This window comes from Micromonospora musae, assembly GCF_003626545.1.
GTDB classification, from domain to species: domain Bacteria; phylum Actinomycetota; class Actinomycetes; order Mycobacteriales; family Micromonosporaceae; genus Micromonospora; species Micromonospora musae.
In genome coordinates, this window is the sequence record NZ_RAZS01000008.1 from 124,360 (window position 1) to 142,959 (window position 18,600).

General features: G+C 69.5%; 20 protein-coding genes. 12 read left to right on the top strand and 8 right to left on the bottom strand.

Going from position 1 to position 18,600, the window contains the following annotated elements; translation table 11 throughout:
- Positions 1 to 16 precede the first annotated feature (16 nt).
- Genes D7147_RS22525 through D7147_RS22535 form a run of 3 tightly spaced genes read left to right on the top strand, consistent with a single transcriptional unit; the run spans position 17 to position 3,061 of the window.
- Entirely contained in the window at positions 17 to 1,264 is a 1,248-nt protein-coding gene (locus D7147_RS22525) for an ABC transporter substrate-binding protein (protein WP_120680871.1), read from the top strand.
- Positions 1,261 to 2,193, top strand: coding sequence for a carbohydrate ABC transporter permease (locus D7147_RS22530; protein WP_233563323.1), 933 nt, complete (start codon positions 1,261 to 1,263; stop codon positions 2,191 to 2,193). Before D7147_RS22525 ends, D7147_RS22530 begins: the two co-directional genes overlap by 4 nt.
- Positions 2,186 to 3,061, top strand: a complete 876-nt coding sequence (locus tag D7147_RS22535) for a carbohydrate ABC transporter permease (protein WP_120680873.1) — start codon at positions 2,186 to 2,188, stop codon at positions 3,059 to 3,061. Before D7147_RS22530 ends, D7147_RS22535 begins: the two co-directional genes overlap by 8 nt.
- A 78-nt stretch (positions 3,062 to 3,139) precedes the next feature.
- Here D7147_RS22535 and D7147_RS22540 read toward each other — a convergent pair whose 3' ends face one another.
- Positions 3,140 to 4,441, bottom strand: a complete 1,302-nt coding sequence (locus tag D7147_RS22540; RefSeq protein ID WP_120680875.1) for an MFS transporter — start codon at positions 4,439 to 4,441, stop codon at positions 3,140 to 3,142.
- A 59-nt stretch (positions 4,442 to 4,500) separates the two neighbouring features.
- Between D7147_RS22540 and D7147_RS22545 the strand changes: the two genes are divergently transcribed.
- A complete protein-coding gene (locus tag D7147_RS22545; protein WP_120680877.1) occupies positions 4,501 to 5,457 on the top strand; it encodes an ArsR/SmtB family transcription factor in 957 nt (318 codons plus the stop codon).
- Between the two features lie 33 nt (positions 5,458 to 5,490).
- Here D7147_RS22545 and D7147_RS22550 read toward each other — a convergent pair whose 3' ends face one another.
- Positions 5,491 to 6,384 carry an AraC family transcriptional regulator gene (locus tag D7147_RS22550; protein WP_120681127.1) on the bottom strand — a complete coding sequence of 298 codons (894 nt, stop codon included), beginning with the start codon at positions 6,382 to 6,384 and terminating at the stop codon, positions 5,491 to 5,493.
- 56 nt (positions 6,385 to 6,440) lie between these two features.
- Between D7147_RS22550 and D7147_RS33410 the strand changes: the two genes are divergently transcribed.
- The 3 genes from D7147_RS33410 (at position 6,441) to D7147_RS22560 (ending at position 8,073) form a co-directional block, all read left to right on the top strand.
- A complete protein-coding gene (locus tag D7147_RS33410) occupies positions 6,441 to 6,563 on the top strand; it encodes a hypothetical protein (protein ID WP_267900767.1) in 123 nt (40 codons plus the stop codon).
- A gap of 37 nt (positions 6,564 to 6,600) precedes the next feature.
- A complete protein-coding gene (locus D7147_RS22555) occupies positions 6,601 to 7,275 on the top strand; it encodes a hypothetical protein (RefSeq protein ID WP_120680879.1) in 675 nt (224 codons plus the stop codon).
- Positions 7,276 to 7,374: 99 nt separating this feature from the next.
- A complete protein-coding gene (locus tag D7147_RS22560) occupies positions 7,375 to 8,073 on the top strand; it encodes a suppressor of fused domain protein (RefSeq protein ID WP_120680881.1) in 699 nt (232 codons plus the stop codon).
- A 99-nt stretch (positions 8,074 to 8,172) separates the two neighbouring features.
- Here D7147_RS22560 and D7147_RS22565 read toward each other — a convergent pair whose 3' ends face one another.
- Entirely contained in the window at positions 8,173 to 8,442 is a 270-nt protein-coding gene (locus tag D7147_RS22565) for a YciI family protein (RefSeq protein WP_120680883.1), read from the bottom strand.
- Positions 8,443 to 8,501: 59 nt separating this feature from the next.
- Between D7147_RS22565 and D7147_RS22570 the strand changes: the two genes are divergently transcribed.
- Both D7147_RS22570 and D7147_RS22575 read left to right on the top strand, forming a co-directional pair.
- Positions 8,502 to 9,182 (top strand): Crp/Fnr family transcriptional regulator, encoded by a 681-nt coding sequence (locus tag D7147_RS22570; protein ID WP_120680885.1) that lies wholly within the window; start codon positions 8,502 to 8,504, stop codon positions 9,180 to 9,182.
- A 61-nt stretch (positions 9,183 to 9,243) separates the two neighbouring features.
- Positions 9,244 to 9,627: a VOC family protein gene (locus D7147_RS22575; protein ID WP_120680887.1), complete on the top strand. Its 384-nt coding sequence runs from the start codon at positions 9,244 to 9,246 to the stop codon at positions 9,625 to 9,627.
- 132 nt (positions 9,628 to 9,759) lie between these two features.
- Here the strand turns inward: D7147_RS22575 and D7147_RS22580 are convergent, their stop codons facing one another.
- Together D7147_RS22580 and D7147_RS22585 are read right to left on the bottom strand one after the other, a co-directional pair.
- The gene (locus tag D7147_RS22580; protein WP_233563325.1) at positions 9,760 to 10,446 is read right to left on the bottom strand and encodes a carboxymuconolactone decarboxylase family protein; all 687 of its coding nucleotides are present in this window, start codon (positions 10,444 to 10,446) and stop codon (positions 9,760 to 9,762) included.
- Between the two features lie 9 nt (positions 10,447 to 10,455).
- A complete protein-coding gene (locus tag D7147_RS22585) occupies positions 10,456 to 11,148 on the bottom strand; it encodes a DEAD/DEAH box helicase family protein (protein ID WP_147437429.1) in 693 nt (230 codons plus the stop codon).
- 1,024 nt (positions 11,149 to 12,172) lie between these two features.
- On the opposite strand from D7147_RS22585, the gene D7147_RS22590 reads away from it, so the two are divergent.
- Positions 12,173 to 13,711: a TROVE domain-containing protein gene (locus D7147_RS22590; protein ID WP_120681129.1), complete on the top strand. Its 1,539-nt coding sequence runs from the start codon at positions 12,173 to 12,175 to the stop codon at positions 13,709 to 13,711.
- A gap of 317 nt (positions 13,712 to 14,028) precedes the next feature.
- Complete coding sequence (locus D7147_RS22595; RefSeq protein ID WP_120680893.1) at positions 14,029 to 15,210, top strand: Cmx/CmrA family chloramphenicol efflux MFS transporter; 1,182 nt, start codon at positions 14,029 to 14,031, stop codon at positions 15,208 to 15,210.
- On the opposite strand, the gene D7147_RS22600 is transcribed toward D7147_RS22595, so the two are convergent.
- Positions 15,200 to 15,844 (bottom strand): acyl-CoA-like ligand-binding transcription factor, encoded by a 645-nt coding sequence (locus D7147_RS22600; protein ID WP_120680895.1) that lies wholly within the window; start codon positions 15,842 to 15,844, stop codon positions 15,200 to 15,202. The two genes, D7147_RS22595 and D7147_RS22600, sit on opposite strands and share 11 nt — an antisense overlap.
- Before the next feature lie 80 nt (positions 15,845 to 15,924).
- On the opposite strand from D7147_RS22600, the gene D7147_RS22605 reads away from it, so the two are divergent.
- Positions 15,925 to 16,851: an oxidoreductase gene (locus tag D7147_RS22605; RefSeq protein ID WP_120680897.1), complete on the top strand. Its 927-nt coding sequence runs from the start codon at positions 15,925 to 15,927 to the stop codon at positions 16,849 to 16,851.
- A gap of 127 nt (positions 16,852 to 16,978) precedes the next feature.
- Here the strand turns inward: D7147_RS22605 and D7147_RS22610 are convergent, their stop codons facing one another.
- Together D7147_RS22610 and D7147_RS22615 are read right to left on the bottom strand one after the other, a co-directional pair.
- Positions 16,979 to 17,353, bottom strand: coding sequence for a DUF302 domain-containing protein (locus D7147_RS22610; RefSeq protein ID WP_147437430.1), 375 nt, complete (start codon positions 17,351 to 17,353; stop codon positions 16,979 to 16,981).
- A gap of 155 nt (positions 17,354 to 17,508) precedes the next feature.
- Positions 17,509 to 18,459: a patatin-like phospholipase family protein gene (locus D7147_RS22615; RefSeq protein WP_120680901.1), complete on the bottom strand. Its 951-nt coding sequence runs from the start codon at positions 18,457 to 18,459 to the stop codon at positions 17,509 to 17,511.
- Between the last annotated feature and the right edge of the window lie 141 nt (positions 18,460 to 18,600).

Here is an 18,600-nt window from a genome sequence, read left to right on the forward strand (position 1 = left end):
CACCAAGGGAGAAACCATGCGACACGGCAAGAGATGGATCGCCGCCGCGGCCGTGCTGGCCGCCCTCGCCGCGACCGGCTGCAGCGGCAGCGGCGGGGGAGACGGCAAGGTCACCTTGAGCTACGCGACCTGGAGTGACGACCAGAAGCCGGCCATGGAGGCGATCGCCGAGGCCTTCGAGGACAAGCACCCCAACATCGATGTCCAGGTGCAGGTGCTGCCGTGGCCCGAATACTGGTCCACCCTTCAGGTCGGCGCGGCGGGACGCACCGCACCGGACGCGTTCTGGATGCTCGCCGACCAGTTCCCGGCGTACGCCGAGGGCAAGCAGCTGCTCGACATCACCGACGCGGTCAAGGCTGCGGGCGTGGACCTGGCCGCGTACCCGAAGGCGGTCCTCGACCTGTACGACGTCGACGGCAAGCTCTACGGCCTGCCGAAGGACTTCGACACGAACGGGATCTGGTTCAACAAGGCCCTCTTCGACAAGGCCGGCGTCGCCTACCCGGACGACACCTGGACCTGGGACGACGCGCGTGCTGCCGCCCGTAAACTCACGAACCCCGCTGCGGGTGTGTGGGGCATCGCCGCCCCGATCGACCGCCAGGGCGGGTACTACAACAGCATCTACCAGGCCGGCGGCAAGGTGATCGGCGACGACGGCAAGGCCGCCATCGACAGTCCGGAGGCCGTCTCCGGTCTGCAGTTCTGGGCGCAGCTGCACGCCGACGGGCTCTCGCCGACGCTGAAGCAGCTCTCCGACACCGAAGCGGTGCAGATGTTCATGGACCAGAAGGTCGCCATGTACTTCTCCGGCTCCTTCTGGGCCCAGCGCCTCTACGGCGACCAGGCGCTGCGGCCCAACGTCGGCGTCGCGCCGCTGCCGAAGGCGAAGCAGCGGGCCACGATGATCAGCGGCATCCTCAACGCCGGGTACGCCGGCACCAAGCACCCCAAGGAGCTCGCCGAGTTCCTCATCTTCGCCAGCGGCAAGGACGCGGCCGTCATCCAGGCCAAGAGCGGTGCGGTGCTGCCCGCGTACCAGGACACGCAGCAGGGCTGGCTCGACGCGATGCCCGAGTTCAACCTGAAGGTCTTCGTCGACGCCGTCGACTACTCGGTGCCGCTGCCGATCGCCGGTGACGCCGCCAAGTGGACCGGCCTGGAGACCCAGTACCTCGGTCCGGCGTGGGAGGGCAAGCAGAACGCTGCCGAAGCCGCCCGGGCGTACAACACAGCGATCAACGAGGTCCTCGCGAAGTGACCACCGACGTCGTCAGCCCTCCCGCGCGGCAGCGGACCCGCCGCCGCGCGGGAGGGCTCCTGCCCGCACCCGGCTGGGGCTATCTGATGATCGCTCCGGCGTTCGTCGGCCTCGTCGCCTTCTACGTCTGGCCGTTCCTCACCACGTTCGGTAAGAGCTTCATGGACGTTCCGGCCTTCGGGCCCGGCACGTTCACCGGCGTCGACAACTACACCGAGCTGCTGGGCGACGCGCGCTTCTGGCAGGCGCTGCGCAACTCCGCGCTCTACACGGCGATCCTGCTGCTCGGCGTACCCGTCGCTATCGTGCTCGCCGCGCTCATCGAGCAGGTCGGCCGCGGCCGCGCCCTCTACCGGGTGCTCTTCTTCCTGCCGGTGGTGACCCTGCCGGTGGCGATCAGCATGGTCTGGCGCTTCATCTACAACGGCGACTTCGGCCTGCTGAACTACGTCCTCTCCCTGGTCGGTGTGCCCGGGCAGTACTGGGTCGCCGACGCCACCTTCACCATCTACGCGGTCGGTGTCGTCGGCATCTGGATGAGCCTCGGCATCAACCTGATCATCCTCGGCGCCGGGCTCCAGGGGATCCCGCAGGACCTCTACGAGGCCTCCGCGCTCGACGGGGCGGGGCGGGTACGCCAGTTCTTCCGGATCACCCTGCCGCTGCTGTCGCCGAGCGTGTTCCTGGTGACCGTGCTGACCGTGATCTCGGCGCTGCAGATGTTCGACCTGATCTTCGTGATGCTGCGCAGCGTCAACAACACCGCGCTCGCCGACTCGAAGACCATCGTCTACCTCTTCTACGAGAAGGCCTTCGTGGAGTTCGACCAGGGGTACGGCGCGGCGATCGCCATCGTGCTCCTCATGGTGATCATGGCTGCCACCCTCCTCCAGTTCCGCCTGCAACGCCGGTGGGTGTTCTATGACTGATCAGATCCTGCGAAGCAGGCGCACGGACCGGGCGGCGACCGGATCGAAGGCGTCCCGCCACGGCGAATGGGTCATCCACCTCGTCCTCGCCGCCGCAGCGCTCGTCATGGTGGCGCCCTTCGTCTGGCAACTGCTCACCATCTTCAAATCCAACCGTGAAGCGTCCCAGATGCCGCCGACGCTCCTGCCGGACGACCCGACGACCGGCGCCTTCGCCACGTTCTTCGGCTCGGTGCCGTTCTGGGCGCAGCTCACCGTCTCAGTCTCCGCGCTCGTGCTCCGCGTGATCGGGCAGCTCACCGTCTCCGCCCTCGCCGGCTACGCGTTCGCCCGGCTCCGGTTCCCGGGACGCCGGCTCCTGTTCGGGCTCTTCATCGCCATGCTCATGGTGCCGAGTCAACTCTTCCTCATCGGACAATTCGAGATCATCAGAGACTTCGAGCTGCTCGACACCATCCCCGCGCTGGCGATCCCGGGCATGTTCTCGGCGTTCGGGATCTTCCTGATGCGGCAGGCGTTCATGTCGATCCCCGCCGGATTCGAAGAGGCGGCCCGACTCGACGGCGCCGGACCCCTGCGCACCTTCTGGTACGTCATGCTCCCGATGGCCCGCCCCACCATGGCGGCGCTGGCCGTCCTCACCTCGCTCTACTCCTGGAACGACCTGCTCTGGCCGCTCATCGTGACCCCGCGCGGCGACAAACGCCCGATCACCGTCGGCCTGGCCGGCCTCCAGGGGCAGTTCGGAACCGACTACCCGACCCTCATGGCCGGCGCGCTCGTCGCGTCGCTGCCGCTCATCATCATCTTCCTGGTGCTGCAGCGGCAGTTCTTCTCCGGCATCGCCAGCAGCGGTCTGAAAGGCTGACCGGTCGTCGGTCGGCGCTGGACAGGCGCCGACCGGCGACCGCAGCGCTGTCGCGACCCGGAACGTGACCCGGACAGTTCAGGATCGGTGCGGGTGGGCCGGCACAGGTTCGTCAAACGCAGTCGCGCGGGCCTCCACCCGCCGGAACTCCGGCGACGTGACCGTCCGCAACGTCGCGGCAAGCACGAGGACGCAAACTCCTGCCCCGCCCCAGAAGACCGCCCGTACGCCGATCAGTTCCGCGGTCAACCCGGCGACCAGGGCCCCCAGCGGCATCGATCCCCAACTGGTCAGCCGGCTGACCCCGCTGTAACGCCCCATCATCTCCTCGGGCACGACGAGCGCACGCAACGAGCTGTAGGTGACGTTCCAGGCACCGGAGCCGGCACCGCCCAGCACGGTCGTCACGGCGATCAGCCATGCGGACGAGGAGACCGCCGGCGCTGCCAGCAGCACGGCGAGACAAGCCATCGACGTGACGAGGACGACCTGCCGTCCCAGCCGACGAATGAGGGCGGGCGCGACGGAGGCGCCCACGACGCCACCCACTCCCAGCCCGCCGATCAGCAGCCCGTACTCCGAGTGGCTCAGGTCCAACGGCCCGGGTGCGACCGCGTACACGACGATGACCGCCGTCCAGGCCGCCCAGCATCCGCTCGCCGCGCCCGCCACCAGCAGCAAGGTCCGTAGAGCCCTCTCCCGCCACACGTACTGCACGCCCTCCCGGATCTCCGCGCGGAGGCTCGGCGCGCCCGCCGTCGAGCTGGAGTGGCGGCCGCTGCGGTAGTGACCGGTCATGATCGTCAAGGCGAGCAGCGCGCCTGCGTAGCCCACCGCGCCGGCGCCGAGCGCGACGGCCAGTCCGGCGGCGGCCAGCAGGCCACCCAGTGGCGGCCCGATGAACTCGTTCGCCGCGGTCTCGGTCGCCGTCAACTTCGCGAACGCGGATTCCATGCGGTTGCGGGGCACCACCATCGGCACGACCGACATCCGGGTCGTGTCGGCGAACACCTCGGCGGTGCCGAGGAGCAGCGCCCCCGCATACAGCCCGGCCAGCGGCAGCAGCTCCGCGAGGACCCCTCCCACGAGCACGGCGAGGGCCAGGGCGCGTACGGCGGCCATCGTCATGATCAGGTGCCGGCGGTCCACCCGGTCGGCGAGCACGCCCGCGGGCAGCGAGAACAACAGCCAGGGCAGGGTGTTGGCCAGGGTGACGCCGGCGACCAGCGCAGGGGAGTCCGTCATCGAGACGGCCACCAGGGGCAGGGCCAGCTTGACGACGCCGTCGGCCAGGTTGGTGACCGCGGCACCGGCCCAGAGGGCCCTGAAGTTCCGCGCGCCCACGGTCGTCGGGTCGCCCGGCTGGATGTTGGTCGGCATGGCCAGGGAGGTTGCCGCACCCCGCGGCGTCACCCTAGAGTTTCGACCGGAGGCGAAACGTGGCGGTGTTCCTGGTCGACGCCGAAACGATGGCGGAGGCGCGTTTCGGCACGTCACCGCTCACCGAGACGTTGGCGGCGCTCAACATCCTGCGCCGAGGTCAACCACTTCCCTGGCACCGGGCCTGGCGCGACCGGCACGTCGGCGCCTTTCACGACTATCTCGACGACGACCCGGTGAGCGCGGCCATCGTGGCCCACGCCATCTCGTCCTCCTGGATGGCCGACTTCCTGACGGTGCCGCCCGCGCGTCCCGACATGACGCTGGACGACGAACTCGTGGCGCTGGAGTCACTGCCGGACGAGCAGATCCGCGCCGACCTGGCCCACGTACGTTCCCCGCTCGCCCCGGAATTACGTGGCCCCGGGTTGGCGCGCCGGACGGGCGCTCTGTTGCGCTGGGTCTGGCACCACACGATCGAGCCGGACTGGCCGCGCCGTCAATCGGTGCTGCGCGCCGATGTGGTGTCCCGGATCGCCCGCCTGGGCCGAGACGGCTGGTCCGGGGTCATCAACGACATACGGCCGGGCACCCGTTGGCTCGGCGACGGTCGGCTGCAGATCGAGGAGCGGCCATACCCACCATGCGACGTGCGGGGCAGGAGACTCACCTTCTTCGCGGCGCACTGCCGGGGAGGCTGGATCTCCTGGAGGTTGCCCGACCGCTTCGGGATCGTCTATCCGGTGACGGGGATCTTCACCGAGGCGGCTCTAAACACGCCGGATCCGCTGCGTCGCCTACTGGGAACCGCGCGGAGCAGAATTCTGGTCCAGGCGTCCGAGCCGATCAGCACGACCGCGGTGGTCGCCGCGACCGGACTGCCGCTCGGCACGGTCGGTGGTCACCTGGGCGTCCTCACCGAGGCCGGTCTGCTCCGGAAACGCCGGTCAGGCCGGGAGGTCCTCTACTGGTGGACGGATGCGGCCCGGGCGCTCGTGGCCGGCGCCGCACCGTAGTGACCGCGCAGAACAAGTCAACGTTCCGCCGGGTCACACCTCGAAGGCAGCATCAGCGACCTCGTAGCCCTCATGGCGGCGGCGGAACCCGCTCGGACTCAACCCGTGGTGCTTCCGGAAGACCCGCGAGAAGTAGAACGCGTCGTCGAAGCCGAGCTCGGATGCGATCTCGGTGACCGTCGCGTCCGTCGTGTCGAGCAACTGCCGCGCCCTCGCCATCCGCAGGGCGGTGTGGTGAGCCAACACCCCGCCTCCGGTCGCCCTGCGGAACAGGGTGCTCAGATGCGACGGCGACACCCCCACCAGTCGCGCCAGCTCGGGCACCTTCACCTTCCCGTCGAGCCGTTCGGCCAGGTAACTCATGGCGCGCTGCAACGGGTCCCCCGGTTCGGGGAGCAGCCGGTCGACGCTGAGTTGCGTCAGCAGTTTCCACGCGGTCCCCGCCGCGCCCAGCAGGCGAACGGGCGACTGGTCGCGCTCGAGGTAGGTGACGATCTCGTCCATGAGCGCCACCGCCCGACCGATGGAGCGCACCGGCACCACCGGCCGCGCGGTCGTGGCCTCCAGACAGTCAGCGAGCTTGGAGACGTCGGACCCCATCAGGTGCGCCCACCAGATCGTCCAGGGGCTGCGCTCGTCGGCACCGTATTCGTGCGCGACGCCACGGGGAATGACGAGCGCCTGCCAGGCCCCGACCCGATGCATTCCCGAGCCGACGCGCGCCCAGCCCGAGCCCGAGGCGCAGATGATCAGGAGCACCTCGGGGGTGCCTCGGGGACGATGCATCCGGTGGTCGGCGGCGTCCGGGTAGTACCCGGCGTCGGTGACGACGAGCCGTCCCGTGATCGGGCGCCGTAGCGCCTCGGCGACGAGCGGGCGGGGCACCGAGGTCAACCGCTGCCCCCGAAATCCCTCCTGGAGCGGCACGGGGCCCATCGTGCGCGGTCGTCAGCGAATTGTCCATGCTCAGGTGCGCCGCCTGGATGCAGACGCCACGTGATCTCCTCACCGCCGACGGCTCCGACCCCGACTCACCAGATCGGATCGCCACCCACCGCCGCGCCCTGATCACCGCGGTCGAGCGCCTCACCCGTCCCACGCCCTGACCCCGCCCGTGTCGGGCCCCGCTGGTTAGATGACGCCGTGACGACGGTGGAGGAGTTGTTGGCGCAGGCGGCGGCTGACCCGCGTGCGGCGGCGTGGGGCGTGTTGTACGAGCGGGCGTGCCACGAGGGGTTCTACGAAGCAGAAGAGACGATGCTCATCACGCGGCTGGCGAACATCGCTGCTGAGTTCGCGCCCGCTGATCGCGACGAGCCGCTGATCCTGGCCGGTCAGCTGGCGGCCGACATGGACGAGGAGTCCCACCGCCGAAACGCTGAAACCCTGGCACAGTTGCGTCACCTGGCCACCGACTGGCTCCCGACCCCGACCGACGCGCAGTCGTTCATCTACCGCCTCCGCGCAGTCATGGCGCTGGAGGGCGACATGCTCTGGGGCCAAGAACTCGAACGGCTCATCCACGACGAGGTCGAAATCGAGTGCCCGCAGTGCGAGACTTCGCTGTTCATAGCGTTCGGCGAACGGGGTCACTTCGCCACGCACGAGGACTACGCGACGAAGTCGGATGTGGTGCAGACGCCGTTGCTTCCGGCTGGATCCGCTGATCTCGAGGGGGTCGGCCTGCGGCTGCATCGCATGAGCACCGAAGTGGGACAGCAGGCCGTTGCCGAAGCGGTCGCCCACATCTTCGGCCGCGCCACCTGCACCCAGTGCGGTAGCACCTTCCGGGTATCGGACCAGGTCGAGCGCTATTAGCCCAGCGGTCAGGCACTGATTTCGCGAACGTCAAGGCCCTGAGCGACCGGCGCGAGCCAGTTCCGGTCACCGCTGGGCCGTGGCCTAGGCTTTCTCGTCGTGGATGAGCCGCGCGGGTCAGGGGTCCTTCGTCATCAGTCTCTGCACGACGGGTTCGTGGCGGCGCAGGGGCCCCGGCAGGGCTTCGCCGAGGCGATCGATCGGCACATCGAGGAGCACTTCGGGCCGGTTGAGTTCGTCTACCACGAGATCGCCTCCCACCTGGTCGGAGTGCACGTCTACGTGGTGGGGCCGACCGAGGAACGCCCGTACCGGACGCTGATCACCTCTGGGATGAGTGACCTGCCGATGACCGTCCCGGACGGCCACGACATCAGTCGGTACGCCGAACTGATGCTCAGCCTGCCGGCCGACTGGCCGCTGACCGAGGTGACCGGGTTGAACGAGGAGCCGACCGGCTGGCCGGTGCGCCTGATCAAGGAGATCGCTCGACTGCCGCACGAGTACGGCAGCTGGATCGGCGAATGGCACTCGGTGCCGAACGGCGACCCCGCGCAGCCCTACGCGACCGGCACCCCGTTCGCCGGGGTCGTCGTCACGCCGATGCTGCGTGTGCCGGCCGAGGCGCGAGCGATCGAGGTGCCCGACGGCAGCCGGATCGAGTTGCTCGCGCTGATCCCGCTGCACCCCGACGAGGTGGCAGTCAAGATCGAACGCGGAACCAACGCCCTCATCGAGATTCTGGACCGAGGTCGCGTCACCGAACTGCTCGACCCGGACCGGCCGTCGTACGCCTGACACCCCCGCTGACCAGGAGAAATGGGCGCGTTTCTGACGTGGCGATCGGCGCGCTGCCGGTCCTGGCCGCAAGACCCAGGTGAGGCGGGTGCTGGCCGCTCAGGACCGCGCCGGCCCCACCACCGGCGACCATTCGCGCACCGAGGTCACCTCGACGCCGGGCGTCGTGTAGTACGGGTCCTCGGCGAGGATCTGTTCCGCCCGCGCCCGGTCCACGGTGAAGACGAGCAGCGCGCCCGAGTCGTCCGCCCAGGGGCCCGAGGCCAGCACCTCGCCTGCCTCGTAGAGGGCGTGCAGCCGCTCCCGGTGGGCGGGGCGGGCTTCGAGGCGCCGCGGATCGTCGGTGAAGGTGAGCTCGACACAGATCATGACCAGTACGGTATGCAGCCGACGGCCGCGCCGCTGTATCGCCGGATACAGTCCCCGGAATGACGGATCACGGCCTGGCCCGGGTGCCGATCTTCCGTACCCTCAACGGCGCCCGGCTCGACGAGATCGCGCGGCGGCACCCGGCCCGGTCGGTTCCCGCCGGCGTCGTGCTGGCCCGTGACGGCGACCGGGCCGACGACTTCGTGATCGTCGAGAGCGGTACCGTCTCCGCCACCCACGACACCTGGAACGGGTCCCGGGTCCGGTACGCGGCGATCACCGGGCCCGCCGTAGTCGACAAGGCAGCGGTGCTCGCGGGCGGCCGGCACACGGCGACCTGGACCGCCACCACCCCGTGCCGCGTCCGTCGGCTCCCGGCGAGCCTGCTGCGCCAGCTCATCGACACCGTGCCGGCGCTGCGCGATCACGTGCTGCGACACCTCTCCGAGCAGGTGAACCGGGACCGGCGGGCCATGCTCCGGCGGACGGGGCGCCCGGAGTTCCGGGTCGCATCCTGGCTCCTCGAAGCCGGCCAGGAGCGGGTCGGTCGGGTTCCGCTGCCGGGCTCCCAGGAGGGGCTCGGCGAGGAGATCGGGTTGTCCCGGGTGAGCGTCAACCGGGCGCTCCGGGGCCTCGCCTCCTCCGGCCTGCTGCGGGTGGAGCCGGCCGCGGTGGTGATCCTCGATCCGCCGGGGCTCGCCGCGGTCCGGGACGGTTCGCCGGCACTGCCACCCGCCTGAGTTGCGGGCGCGAAGCCGAGCGCGGTGGCGTCCGAAGCGAAAGTCGGGAAGGCTGGCGCCTATGGTTTCGGTGTTGCAGAACGTGGCGATCGACTGTGCGGATGCCTACAAGCTGGCTCGGTTCTGGAGCAGTGTGACCGGCCGTCCGCTGCACCCGGAGGACAGACCGGGCGACCGGGAGACTCAGGTGCAGCTGGCGGAGGGCCCGGTGCTGTACTTCAACCAGGTGCCCGAACCCAAGCAGATCAAGAACCGGATCCACCTGTGTCTGCGCCCGGAGACCTCCCGTGACCAGGAGGTGGAACGGCTGCTGGGCCTCGGGGCCACCTTCGTCGCCGATCACCGGAACCCTGACGGTTCGGGCTGGGCGGTCCTCGCCGACCCCGAGGGCAACGAATTCTGTGTTCTTCGCAGCGCGTCGGAACGAGCCGCGACGAACTCCTGAAGCGCACCGCCACCGTGGCCGGCCTCGCACGACCACCGGTCAGAAGAGACGGTGGTGGCGACGGAGCGGTCGCCAAGCCCCACCTCGGGGCAGCGGCTCCCTGCCGGTTGATGGCGCTGGGTGTGCCGACGGTCAGGCCGGCCGGCCGGCCGTGACGGCCTCGCGGACAGACCGCGGTGCCTTCTCCGCGAGCTGCGTGTCGGGGCGGGCTCCCAGCGCATCGTTGATGGTGGAGAACGCCAGCCGGAACGCAATCCACGTCGTCGCCTCGAAGATCTCTCGGTCGGTGAGGCCCGCGGCGCGCAGGCGGTCGACGTCGGCCCGAGTCGTAGCATTCGGATCGTGGACGACCTGACGAGACCAGCCGGCCAGCACGGCCTCCCGCTCGGACAGGCCGCTGTCGACGCCTCGTAGCACCCCCGCGGCGGTCGCCTCGTCGCTGAGCTCGGCCAGCCTGGATCCCCAGGCGAGCGCACAGTATGCGTCGCCGCGGGCAGCGGCGGTGGCGGCGACCATGACGGCCACTTCCCGAGCCGACAGGCCGGACTCAGCCAGGAGATCGGCGCGCACGGCCTGGAAGGAATTCAGCACGTCGGGACGCCAGCCCCAGACGCGAGTGAGGTTGTTGACGTAGCCGTCGGAGGCGACGTCGGCCTCGAAGGCGGCATTCACCGCCGGGCTCTGCGGCGGATCGGCGACGAAGGAAGGACCGCTCATAGCGGTCAGTGTGCTCCACGCGGCGATCACCACCCAACGACAGATCAACGACATGCGAGCGGGAAACGTCGGCGTGATCGGCGGACCCGACGCGGTGGTCACCAAGCCTGACTAGAGCGCGGTCAGCCGCTTGTATCCCCAGTGCGCGAACGACTTACGTGCGTCCGGCACACGGAGGATCGCGACGCAATCCTTCGGTGGCCGGCGGAGGCCCAGGCTCAAGGCATACCGGAACCGCGTGAAACCGCCGACAGTGAATGGACGGTCGTAGTTGCCAAGAAGATCACTAACCCGGCGGTCCAGCTCCTCCCGCTGGGCGACGGTGTCTACCGTCCGATCCCGGGGTGCGGGATCTGTGAGCAGACCGATCCCGTCCACGAGGTGGAGCTCCTCGGCGATCTTTTCGTAGACACCGTGCATTCTCCTGCTGTCATCGTCGGCGTGGAACACCACGTGAACGGGGCGACCGGCCAGGGCGAACCGGAAGGCCGGGATCGCCGCGGTCAAGGACAGCTCCTCGTTGTGGTAGTACGTAATGGGATCGGCGTTGCCGACGAGGGGCCGAAGTGTCGCGATCGACTTGCGTGCACGTCGAGCCCGTCTTCCTTCCGCCTCATCAACCATGGCGAGTGCGGTGGCCAGGTGGGCCTCTCCCATCCGGAAACCGACCGAGCGGCGAATAGCCTCGACGGCGATGGCCACATACTCCGCCTCTGCAAGCGACACGAGCACATCCTTACAGGCAAACCAGGGCAGGCTCAACCCTTGTGGACGGAGCTGCACGTCGAGCTGGGTTGCGGCCAAGAGGGTCGCCAACATTGATCGCGTCGGGCGGGTTGCTGCCAGGTCGGCCGAACGAACTGCCCGCAAACGGGGTTGCTGAGGCGCGCGGTAGGCCTTTATCGTTCGTTCGCACCTCCCGGTGCGCAGGCAACGGCTACTTCCGCTCATAACGGGGAGACGCGGGTTCGAATCCCGCCGCCGCCTTTCGGCGGTGTCGACCAGCGGCCCAGGTCACCTTGGCCCGTAAGGGCCAGTCGCCGTCGCCGCCTTGGTCTCGGGAGGCGCGCTCACGCCGCATACCCGGTGCGACGGACACGGCTACTTCTGGCAAAGGGCCTGTAAAGCCCCCGCGGTTCGAATCCGCTAACTCCGTGTCCAACCTTGATCTCGGGTATGCGGCGTGACCGGCTTCGGAGGTCCGAAATCCTCTTGGCGATCGGGTGTCGTCGCGCGTAGGTTGTTGCCGCGCCTCCCGGTGCGAGGGTGACGGATCCTTCCTCTTCCGAAAACCGTCGCTGCCGTCGATCTCGGGGAGCGTTCACGCCGCATATCCGGTGCGCAGAAGACGGATACTTCTAATCTATGGGTCGGGGGTTCGAGTCCCCTCCAGCCTGCGGGCTGGTAGCTCAGATGGCAGAGCAATAGGCACTCTTCCGTCGTCGACTCTCGATCTCGGGTATGCGGCGTGATCTCTGCCTGTGACAGGACCGCAAATTCTGTTGCCCGCCCCCAATTGCCGCGGCTAGCGTCATCCACGCACTTCCCGGTGCGAAGGTGACGGTTACATCTTGGAGAGGCCACCAGGCCTCGGTGAAGAGTCCGTCCGTCACCGGATTCCGGTCTCGGGAGGCGCCACCACACCGCAAACCCGGTGCGCAGGCAACGGTTACTTCAGGGATCCGCGGGTTGGGGGTTCGAGTCCCCCGAGGCCTTCGCGCTGATAGCTCAATCGGACAGAGCAGCGGGCTAGTCCGTCGCCGACCTCTGGTCTCGGGTGTGCGCTGTGGTGGCGTCTTCCCGTCTTCGACGGGCATGGGGGGAAATGATGGCCAAGTTCAACGTCAAGCTGCGCCAGGATCGGCACGAGACCGACGGGATCGTGACCGCCGAGGGCGCACCGGGGTTCACCCGCGAGCCGCGCACCGAGCTCTTCCTGCTGGGTGTGTCGAACATGGTCGGTGAGGACGCCTTCTACGAGGGCGCCGCCGGTCGGGATGCGCGGTTCCGTGAGTTGGTCGCGGCCGTGGCGGTCGCCGACCCCGAGTGGTTCGCACGGTTCGTGCCGTGGCTGCGTATCGGTGCGATGCTGCGGTCGGCGGCGGTGGTGGCGGCCCTGGAGGGCGCTCGTGCGCAGGTCGCGGCGGGTGTGCCGGGTTCCCGGGCGATCGTGGACGCGGCGTTGCAGCGTGCCGACGAGCCGGGGGAGGCGCTGGCCTACTGGCTGGGGCGTCATGGGCGAGCGCTGCCGAAGCCGGTCAAGCGGGGCATCGCCGACGCCGTCGTGCGGCTGTATTCCGAGCGCAACCTGCTCAAGTACGACTCCGAGGGCAGCGCGGTGCGGTTCGGTGACGTCATCGACCTGACCCACCCGACGGCGAGGGACGAGCGGCAGGGCGACCTGTTCCGGCACGCGCTGGACCGGCGTCACAAGCGCGACAACCCGCTGCCGGTGTCGCTGCGGATGCTGGCGGCCCGGGCCGAGCTGATGGCGCTGCCGGTCGAGCAGCGCCGCGAGCCCGTCGACCCGGCGGTGCTCGGCGCGGCCGGGATGACCTGGGAGGCCCTCGCCGGCTGGCGGCAGGCCGCGATGGACGCGCCGGCGTGGGAGGCGATCATCCCGACCATGGGCTACCTGGCGCTGCTGCGCAACCTGCGCAACTTCGACCAGGCCGGGGTCGACGACGCCGTCGCCGAGACGATCGGGGCGAGGCTCTCCGACCCGGGTGAGGTCGCGAGGTCGCGGGTGCTGCCGATGCGTTTCCTGTCGGCGTACAACGCGGCGCCGAGCCTGCGGTGGGCGTACCCGCTGGAGAAGGCGTTGCAGCAGGCGCTGGTGAACGTGCCGGCCCTGGACGCGCGGACCCTGATCCTGATCGACACGTCGGGGTCGATGCACAGTGCGTTCAGTAAGGACGGGACACTGCGTTGCTGGGACGCGGCCACGGTGTTCGGCCTTGCGCTGGCCGCCCGTGCGCACGACGCGACGGTGGTGTCGTTCTCCAACGCCAGCAGGGTCTTCCCCACGGTGGCGGGGGAGTCGGTGCTGGCGGCGGTGCGCCGGTTCAAGGAGGGCGGCTTCTTCTACGGCGGTGGGACGGAGACCGAGAAGGCGGTTCGGGCGCACTACGACCGGCACGATCGGGTGGTCATCCTCACCGACGAGCAGGCGCACTGGCACGGCTCGGCGGACGTGACGGCTGCGGTGCCCGCGCAGGTTCCGGTCTACACCTGGAACCTGGCCGGCTACCGGATCGGTCACACGCCGACGGTGGGGAACCGGCACACGTTCGGTGGTCTCTCCGACGCGGCGTTCGCGATGATTCCGCTCATCGAGGCGGGGTCCCGCGATCAGTGGCCGTTCTGACGTCCGTGCGGCGTCGGCCTCCCGAGGCCGGCGCCGCACGCGGCGTTGCTCAGGCCGGGTGGCGTTGCTCAGGCCGGGTGGCGTTGCTCAGGCCGGGTGGGGTTGCGCGATGACCGGCGGTTCCGAGTAATGTCGGCGGCATGTCGAGCCCTGAGGCATCCAGGGTGGGGGCTTTCGGTCACGCCGTCAGCTCCCTGAACCACTGAGTTCTTAGCCCGCTCCCTGCCAGTTGTTGCTGGCGGGATCCCGCGTGCACCCGTGGGCGCTGGCCGCGGTGACGAGACGTCTCCTCGTTCTCTCTCACCTCGGAGTTTCTGATGCCTCTGCCGCTCTATCTGCTCGCCGTGGCCGTCTTCGCCATGGGCACCTCGGAATTCATGCTCGCCGGGCTGGTGCCGGACATCGCCCGAAGTCTCGATGTGTCGGTCGGCAGCGCCGGCCTTCTGACCTCGGCGTTCGCCGCCGGGATGATCGTCGGCGCGCCGCTGATGGCCGCGTTTGCCCGCCGGTGGTCCGCCCGGATCAGCCTGCTGGGCTTTCTGCTGGTCTTCACCGTGGCCCATGTCGCGGGCGCTCTCACGACGAGCTTCGCGGTTCTGCTGATCACCCGGCTGGTCGCCGCCCTGGCCAACTCGGGCTTCCTGGCGGTGGCGCTGAGCACGGCGGCCACGCTCGTGGCCTCTGATCAGAAGGGGCGCGCACTGGCCGTGCTGCTCTCGGGTACGACGGTGGCCGTTGTCGCCGGCGTTCCTGGCGGTGCGGTGTTGGGCGCGGTGCTCGGCTGGCGCGCAACCTTCTGGGCGATCGCGCTGCTGTCCCTTCCCGCCGCCTACGGTGTGGTGAGAGGCATACCTTCGCGTGCCGGGACGGCCCCTCGGGGTATTTCGGCTCGGCTGTCTCTTCGTGCTGAACTCGCCCAGCTCGCGATGCCCAGGCTGGTCCTGGTCATGTTGCTCGGTGCTCTCGTGAACGCCGCCACCTTCGCCACGTTCACCTTCCTCGCTCCGATCGTCACCGGCACCGCCGGTCTGGGTGAGCTGTGGGTACCGGTAGTGCTGGTGCTCTTCGGTATCGGGTCCTTCGCGGGCGTCAATCTCGGGGGGCGGCTCGCCGATCAGCATCCCGGCGTCGTGATCGCGGTGGGTGGCCCGTTGCTGTTGCTCGGCTGGGTGGCGTTGGCGGGCCTTGCTGTTCAGCCAGTGGCGCTTCTGCTCCTCGCGTTCGTGCAGGGCACGCTCTCGTTCGCGTTGGGCAGCGCCCTGATCGCCAGGGTGCTCTACGAGGCAGCGGACGCTCCGACCATGGGAGGTTCGTATGCGACCGCGGCGCTCAACGTCGGTGCTGCCGGCGGCCCCGTCGTTGCGGCGGCGACCCTCGGGACCGGTGCTGGTGACCTCGGTCCGGTGTGGGCCAGCGCCTTTCTGATTGCCGTTGCGCTGCTTGTCGCCTTGCCGTTGCGGCGATTCATCGCACCTGGCGTCGGCCAGGTCAATCGATGACCCGCCCGGGCGCTCCGACGGAGGGACGGTCGAGCGCCGGCGCTACGACGGCGAACGCGTGGTCGGTCAACTCGGCCAGGCGTTGTTCGTCGTCGCCGGGCTGCCATTGCTGGAGCACGGCGTCCAGGGCCAGCATGGCCATGCCCGCGGCCAGGTGCGGGTAGGGGTCGGTGTCGGGGTCGAGGCCGTTGCGGGCGGCGAGTTCGGCGGTCAGCCCGGCGCGCCAGTGGATCTGGCGTTCGAGCCAGCGGGCGTGCAGGGCTGGCGTGTCCAGGATGAGTCGGACGACGATTCGCGATCGTTCGGCGTGGTCGGGTTGGTCGGCGCAGCCGGCGAGTGGTCGCCAGATGGCATGACGCAGCGCGACCGATGGTGGTTCGTCTTTCGGTCGGGCGGCGAGCTCGGCGACGACGTCCGTCCCCATGTCGGCGATGAAGCGGACGACGACGTCTTCCTTGGAGGCGAAGTAGCGGAAGAAGGTGCGCCGAGACATGCCGGCGGCCGCGACGATGTCGTCGACGGTGACCGCGTCGAAGCCGCGGGTGGCCAGCAGCATCAGGGCGGCGTTGCGCAGTTCCTCGGCGACGAGCTGCCGTTTGCGTTCGGCCAGCGTGGTGTCCGACCTCGGTGCCATGCGCCGATGCTACGTCATGCCTATTCTGGCATTCTGCGCATGCCTTGACACTCAGTGCCACCAACGGCACCGTGGAGCGTATGGCTGCTGATTGCTGGACCGCGGACCGCATTCCGGACCTGAGTGGACGCACCTTCGTCGTCACCGGCGCGAGTAGCGGGCTCGGCCTGGTCACCACCCGGGCCCTCGTCACGCGTGGCGCTCACGTGGTGCTGGCCGTACGCGACGAGGAGAAGGGCCGTGCGGCAGCCACCTCCCTCGCCGGCGCCCACGGTGCGGGCTGGGAGGTGCGCCGGCTCGACCTGGCCGACCTCGACTCGGTCCGGGACTTCGCCGATCGGATGCACGCGTCACACGACCGGGTGGACGTGTTGGTCAACAACGCCGGGACGATGGCCACCCCGTACGTCCGCACTCCTCAAGGCCATGAGCTGCAATTCGCCACCAACCACCTCGGGCACTTCGCCCTCACCGGTCTCCTGCTCGACCTGTTGCTGGCCGGCCGGGACCCGCGTGTGGTCACCGTGACCTCGGTCAACCACCGTCGGGCCCAGCCGCCCTCGAACACCGCCCGGCGGTACTCGCCGATGGGTGTCTACAACTCGTCCAAACTGGCCAACGCCATCTTCGGCTCGGAGCTGCATCGTCGTCTCCGCGATGTGGGCAGCCCCCTTCGCAGCATCCTCGCCCACCCCGGCTACACCGCCACGAACCTACAGTTCAGTGCCACCACCGCGGGGTGGCGCCTCCTGCTGGGCAGGCTCGGCAACCCGCTGCTGGCGCAACCCGCCGACCGTGGCGCCCTGCCTCAACTGTTCGCCGCAACCGACCCCGACGCCCGCTCAGGCCAACTCATCGTTCCCGACGGGCCGGGCGAGTTACGCGGACACCCGGTGACCGGCGAACTGTCGCCGGCTGCGACCGACCCCGAGAATGGCCGCCGCCTCTGGGAACTGTCCGAACAGGCCACGGGAGTGCGGTACGCAGCGCTCCGGCCGTCGCGCTGACCGGGTGAAGGCGGTCGTCGCACGTCCGCGTCAGAAGGGGAACCCCTGCTTCGAGCGGCTCCGGCCGGAGCGGTGCCGGGCGCACGTCACGTCGCCCGCTACCGAGCCGGTCGTCTCCTCGTCGCCGTCATGAGCCGGCTTCCGTGACGGACTGGACGAGGCGCTGGGCGTTCAGGGGCTTGGTCTGGTCCTCACCGAGTCCGTACCGCTGGGCCAGGTAGGCGGAGTCCTGCCAGGTGACCAGCGAGCCGGGCTGTCCGTCGTCGCGCACCATGACTCGGATCGGCAGGTCGATGGCGAGCTCGGGGTTGACCTGCATGAGCGGCGTGCCCACCTGCGGGTTCCCGAAGATGATCACCTGTGTCTCGGGCATGTCCAGCCCGGCTTTGCGGGCGGCTGCCGCGTGATCGACCACCGTCGCCACCACGGCGCCCATCCGCTCCGCCGCCGTCCGCAGCGCGGAGATCGTCTCGCCGACGTCGTGTGGGCTGCGCTTGGTCACCAATCCGTCGTTCACGACCGCCCCGCTTTCCGTGTCGCCGAAACCTCCTTCATCATGTCCGCAACCGGGTCCCGTTCGGTCAGGTTCGCCGACAAACCTGCCCCTGCTGGCCAGGACCGGCGGTGGACCGCCGAGGCGAGCAGCGCCGCGCCGGGTCACCTCGGGGCGTAGGCGATCGAGGCGCTTTCGAGGCGGCTCAGCTCGTCGAACGCGGCCTGCCGGCCGGTCTCCACTGCCGCGCGGAGCAGGTGCGGGCGTCGCTCGGTACGGCCGATCTTCGCGCTGCCCAGCGGTGGGCGGATCTGCAAGGTCGCCGGGTGCGACGCCAGCAACTGCTCCTCCTCGGCTCGCATGGGTTCGCGGCGCAACCACGTCTCGGTGGCGCCCGGGGCGCGTCGGGCGAACCACCGGGACATCAGCAGGCGTTCCGCGCGGGACGGGGCCGATGCGATCTCGTCGGTACGGCGGGTGCGCAGCGCGACGACGTGGGTGGCCTGCTGCGCGAGGGCCGTCCGCACCGGGACCGCCTCGCTCAACCCGGCGTCGACGAAGAGCCGGCCGTCGACCTCGACCGGTTCGCCGGCGAGCAGCGGCATCGCGGTCGACGCGCGCAGCGCCGCCTGCAGGCTGGACCGGTCGTGGATCTGCTGGTGCAGGTCGACGGGTTGGCCGGTGAGCGCGTCGGTGGCGATCGGGTGGAACTCGACCGGGCTGTCGAGGATCTCCTGGAACCCCAGCGGCAGGATCTCGGTGTACACGGTGTGGATCAGGAACTGGGTGTCGACGATCGGTTGCCGGCGCAGCGCCCGCGTGGGGTTGATGGTCGTCCGCATGATGATCGGATCCCACCAGGCGTGCTTGCTGCTCTCCGCGCGGCCGCAGAGCAGCCACGCGGCGTTCAGCGCTCCCATGGAACTGCCGTAGACGGCGTCGAAGAGGGGTAGCAGCCCGAGCTGTTCGATGGCGATCGTCATGCCGCTCGAGTAGGCGCCACGGGAGCTGCCGCCTTCGATCAGTAGGACCAGGCGCGCGCCGTCATTGCGCCGACCGGGAAGGCTCGACTCTTGCTTGCGGTTGCGTAGCAGCTGAAGGACAGTGGCGGTCACCGTTGCACCTTCTTTTCCTGTCTGTGCCGGCTCATCCGATAACTACCCGGACGCCCGGACGCCGCAGATCACGACCGTGCGGCCCGGATTCGCTGGTGGGCCGTCGTAGGTGCCGTCGAGGAGGGGCGTTCGGGCTTGGGC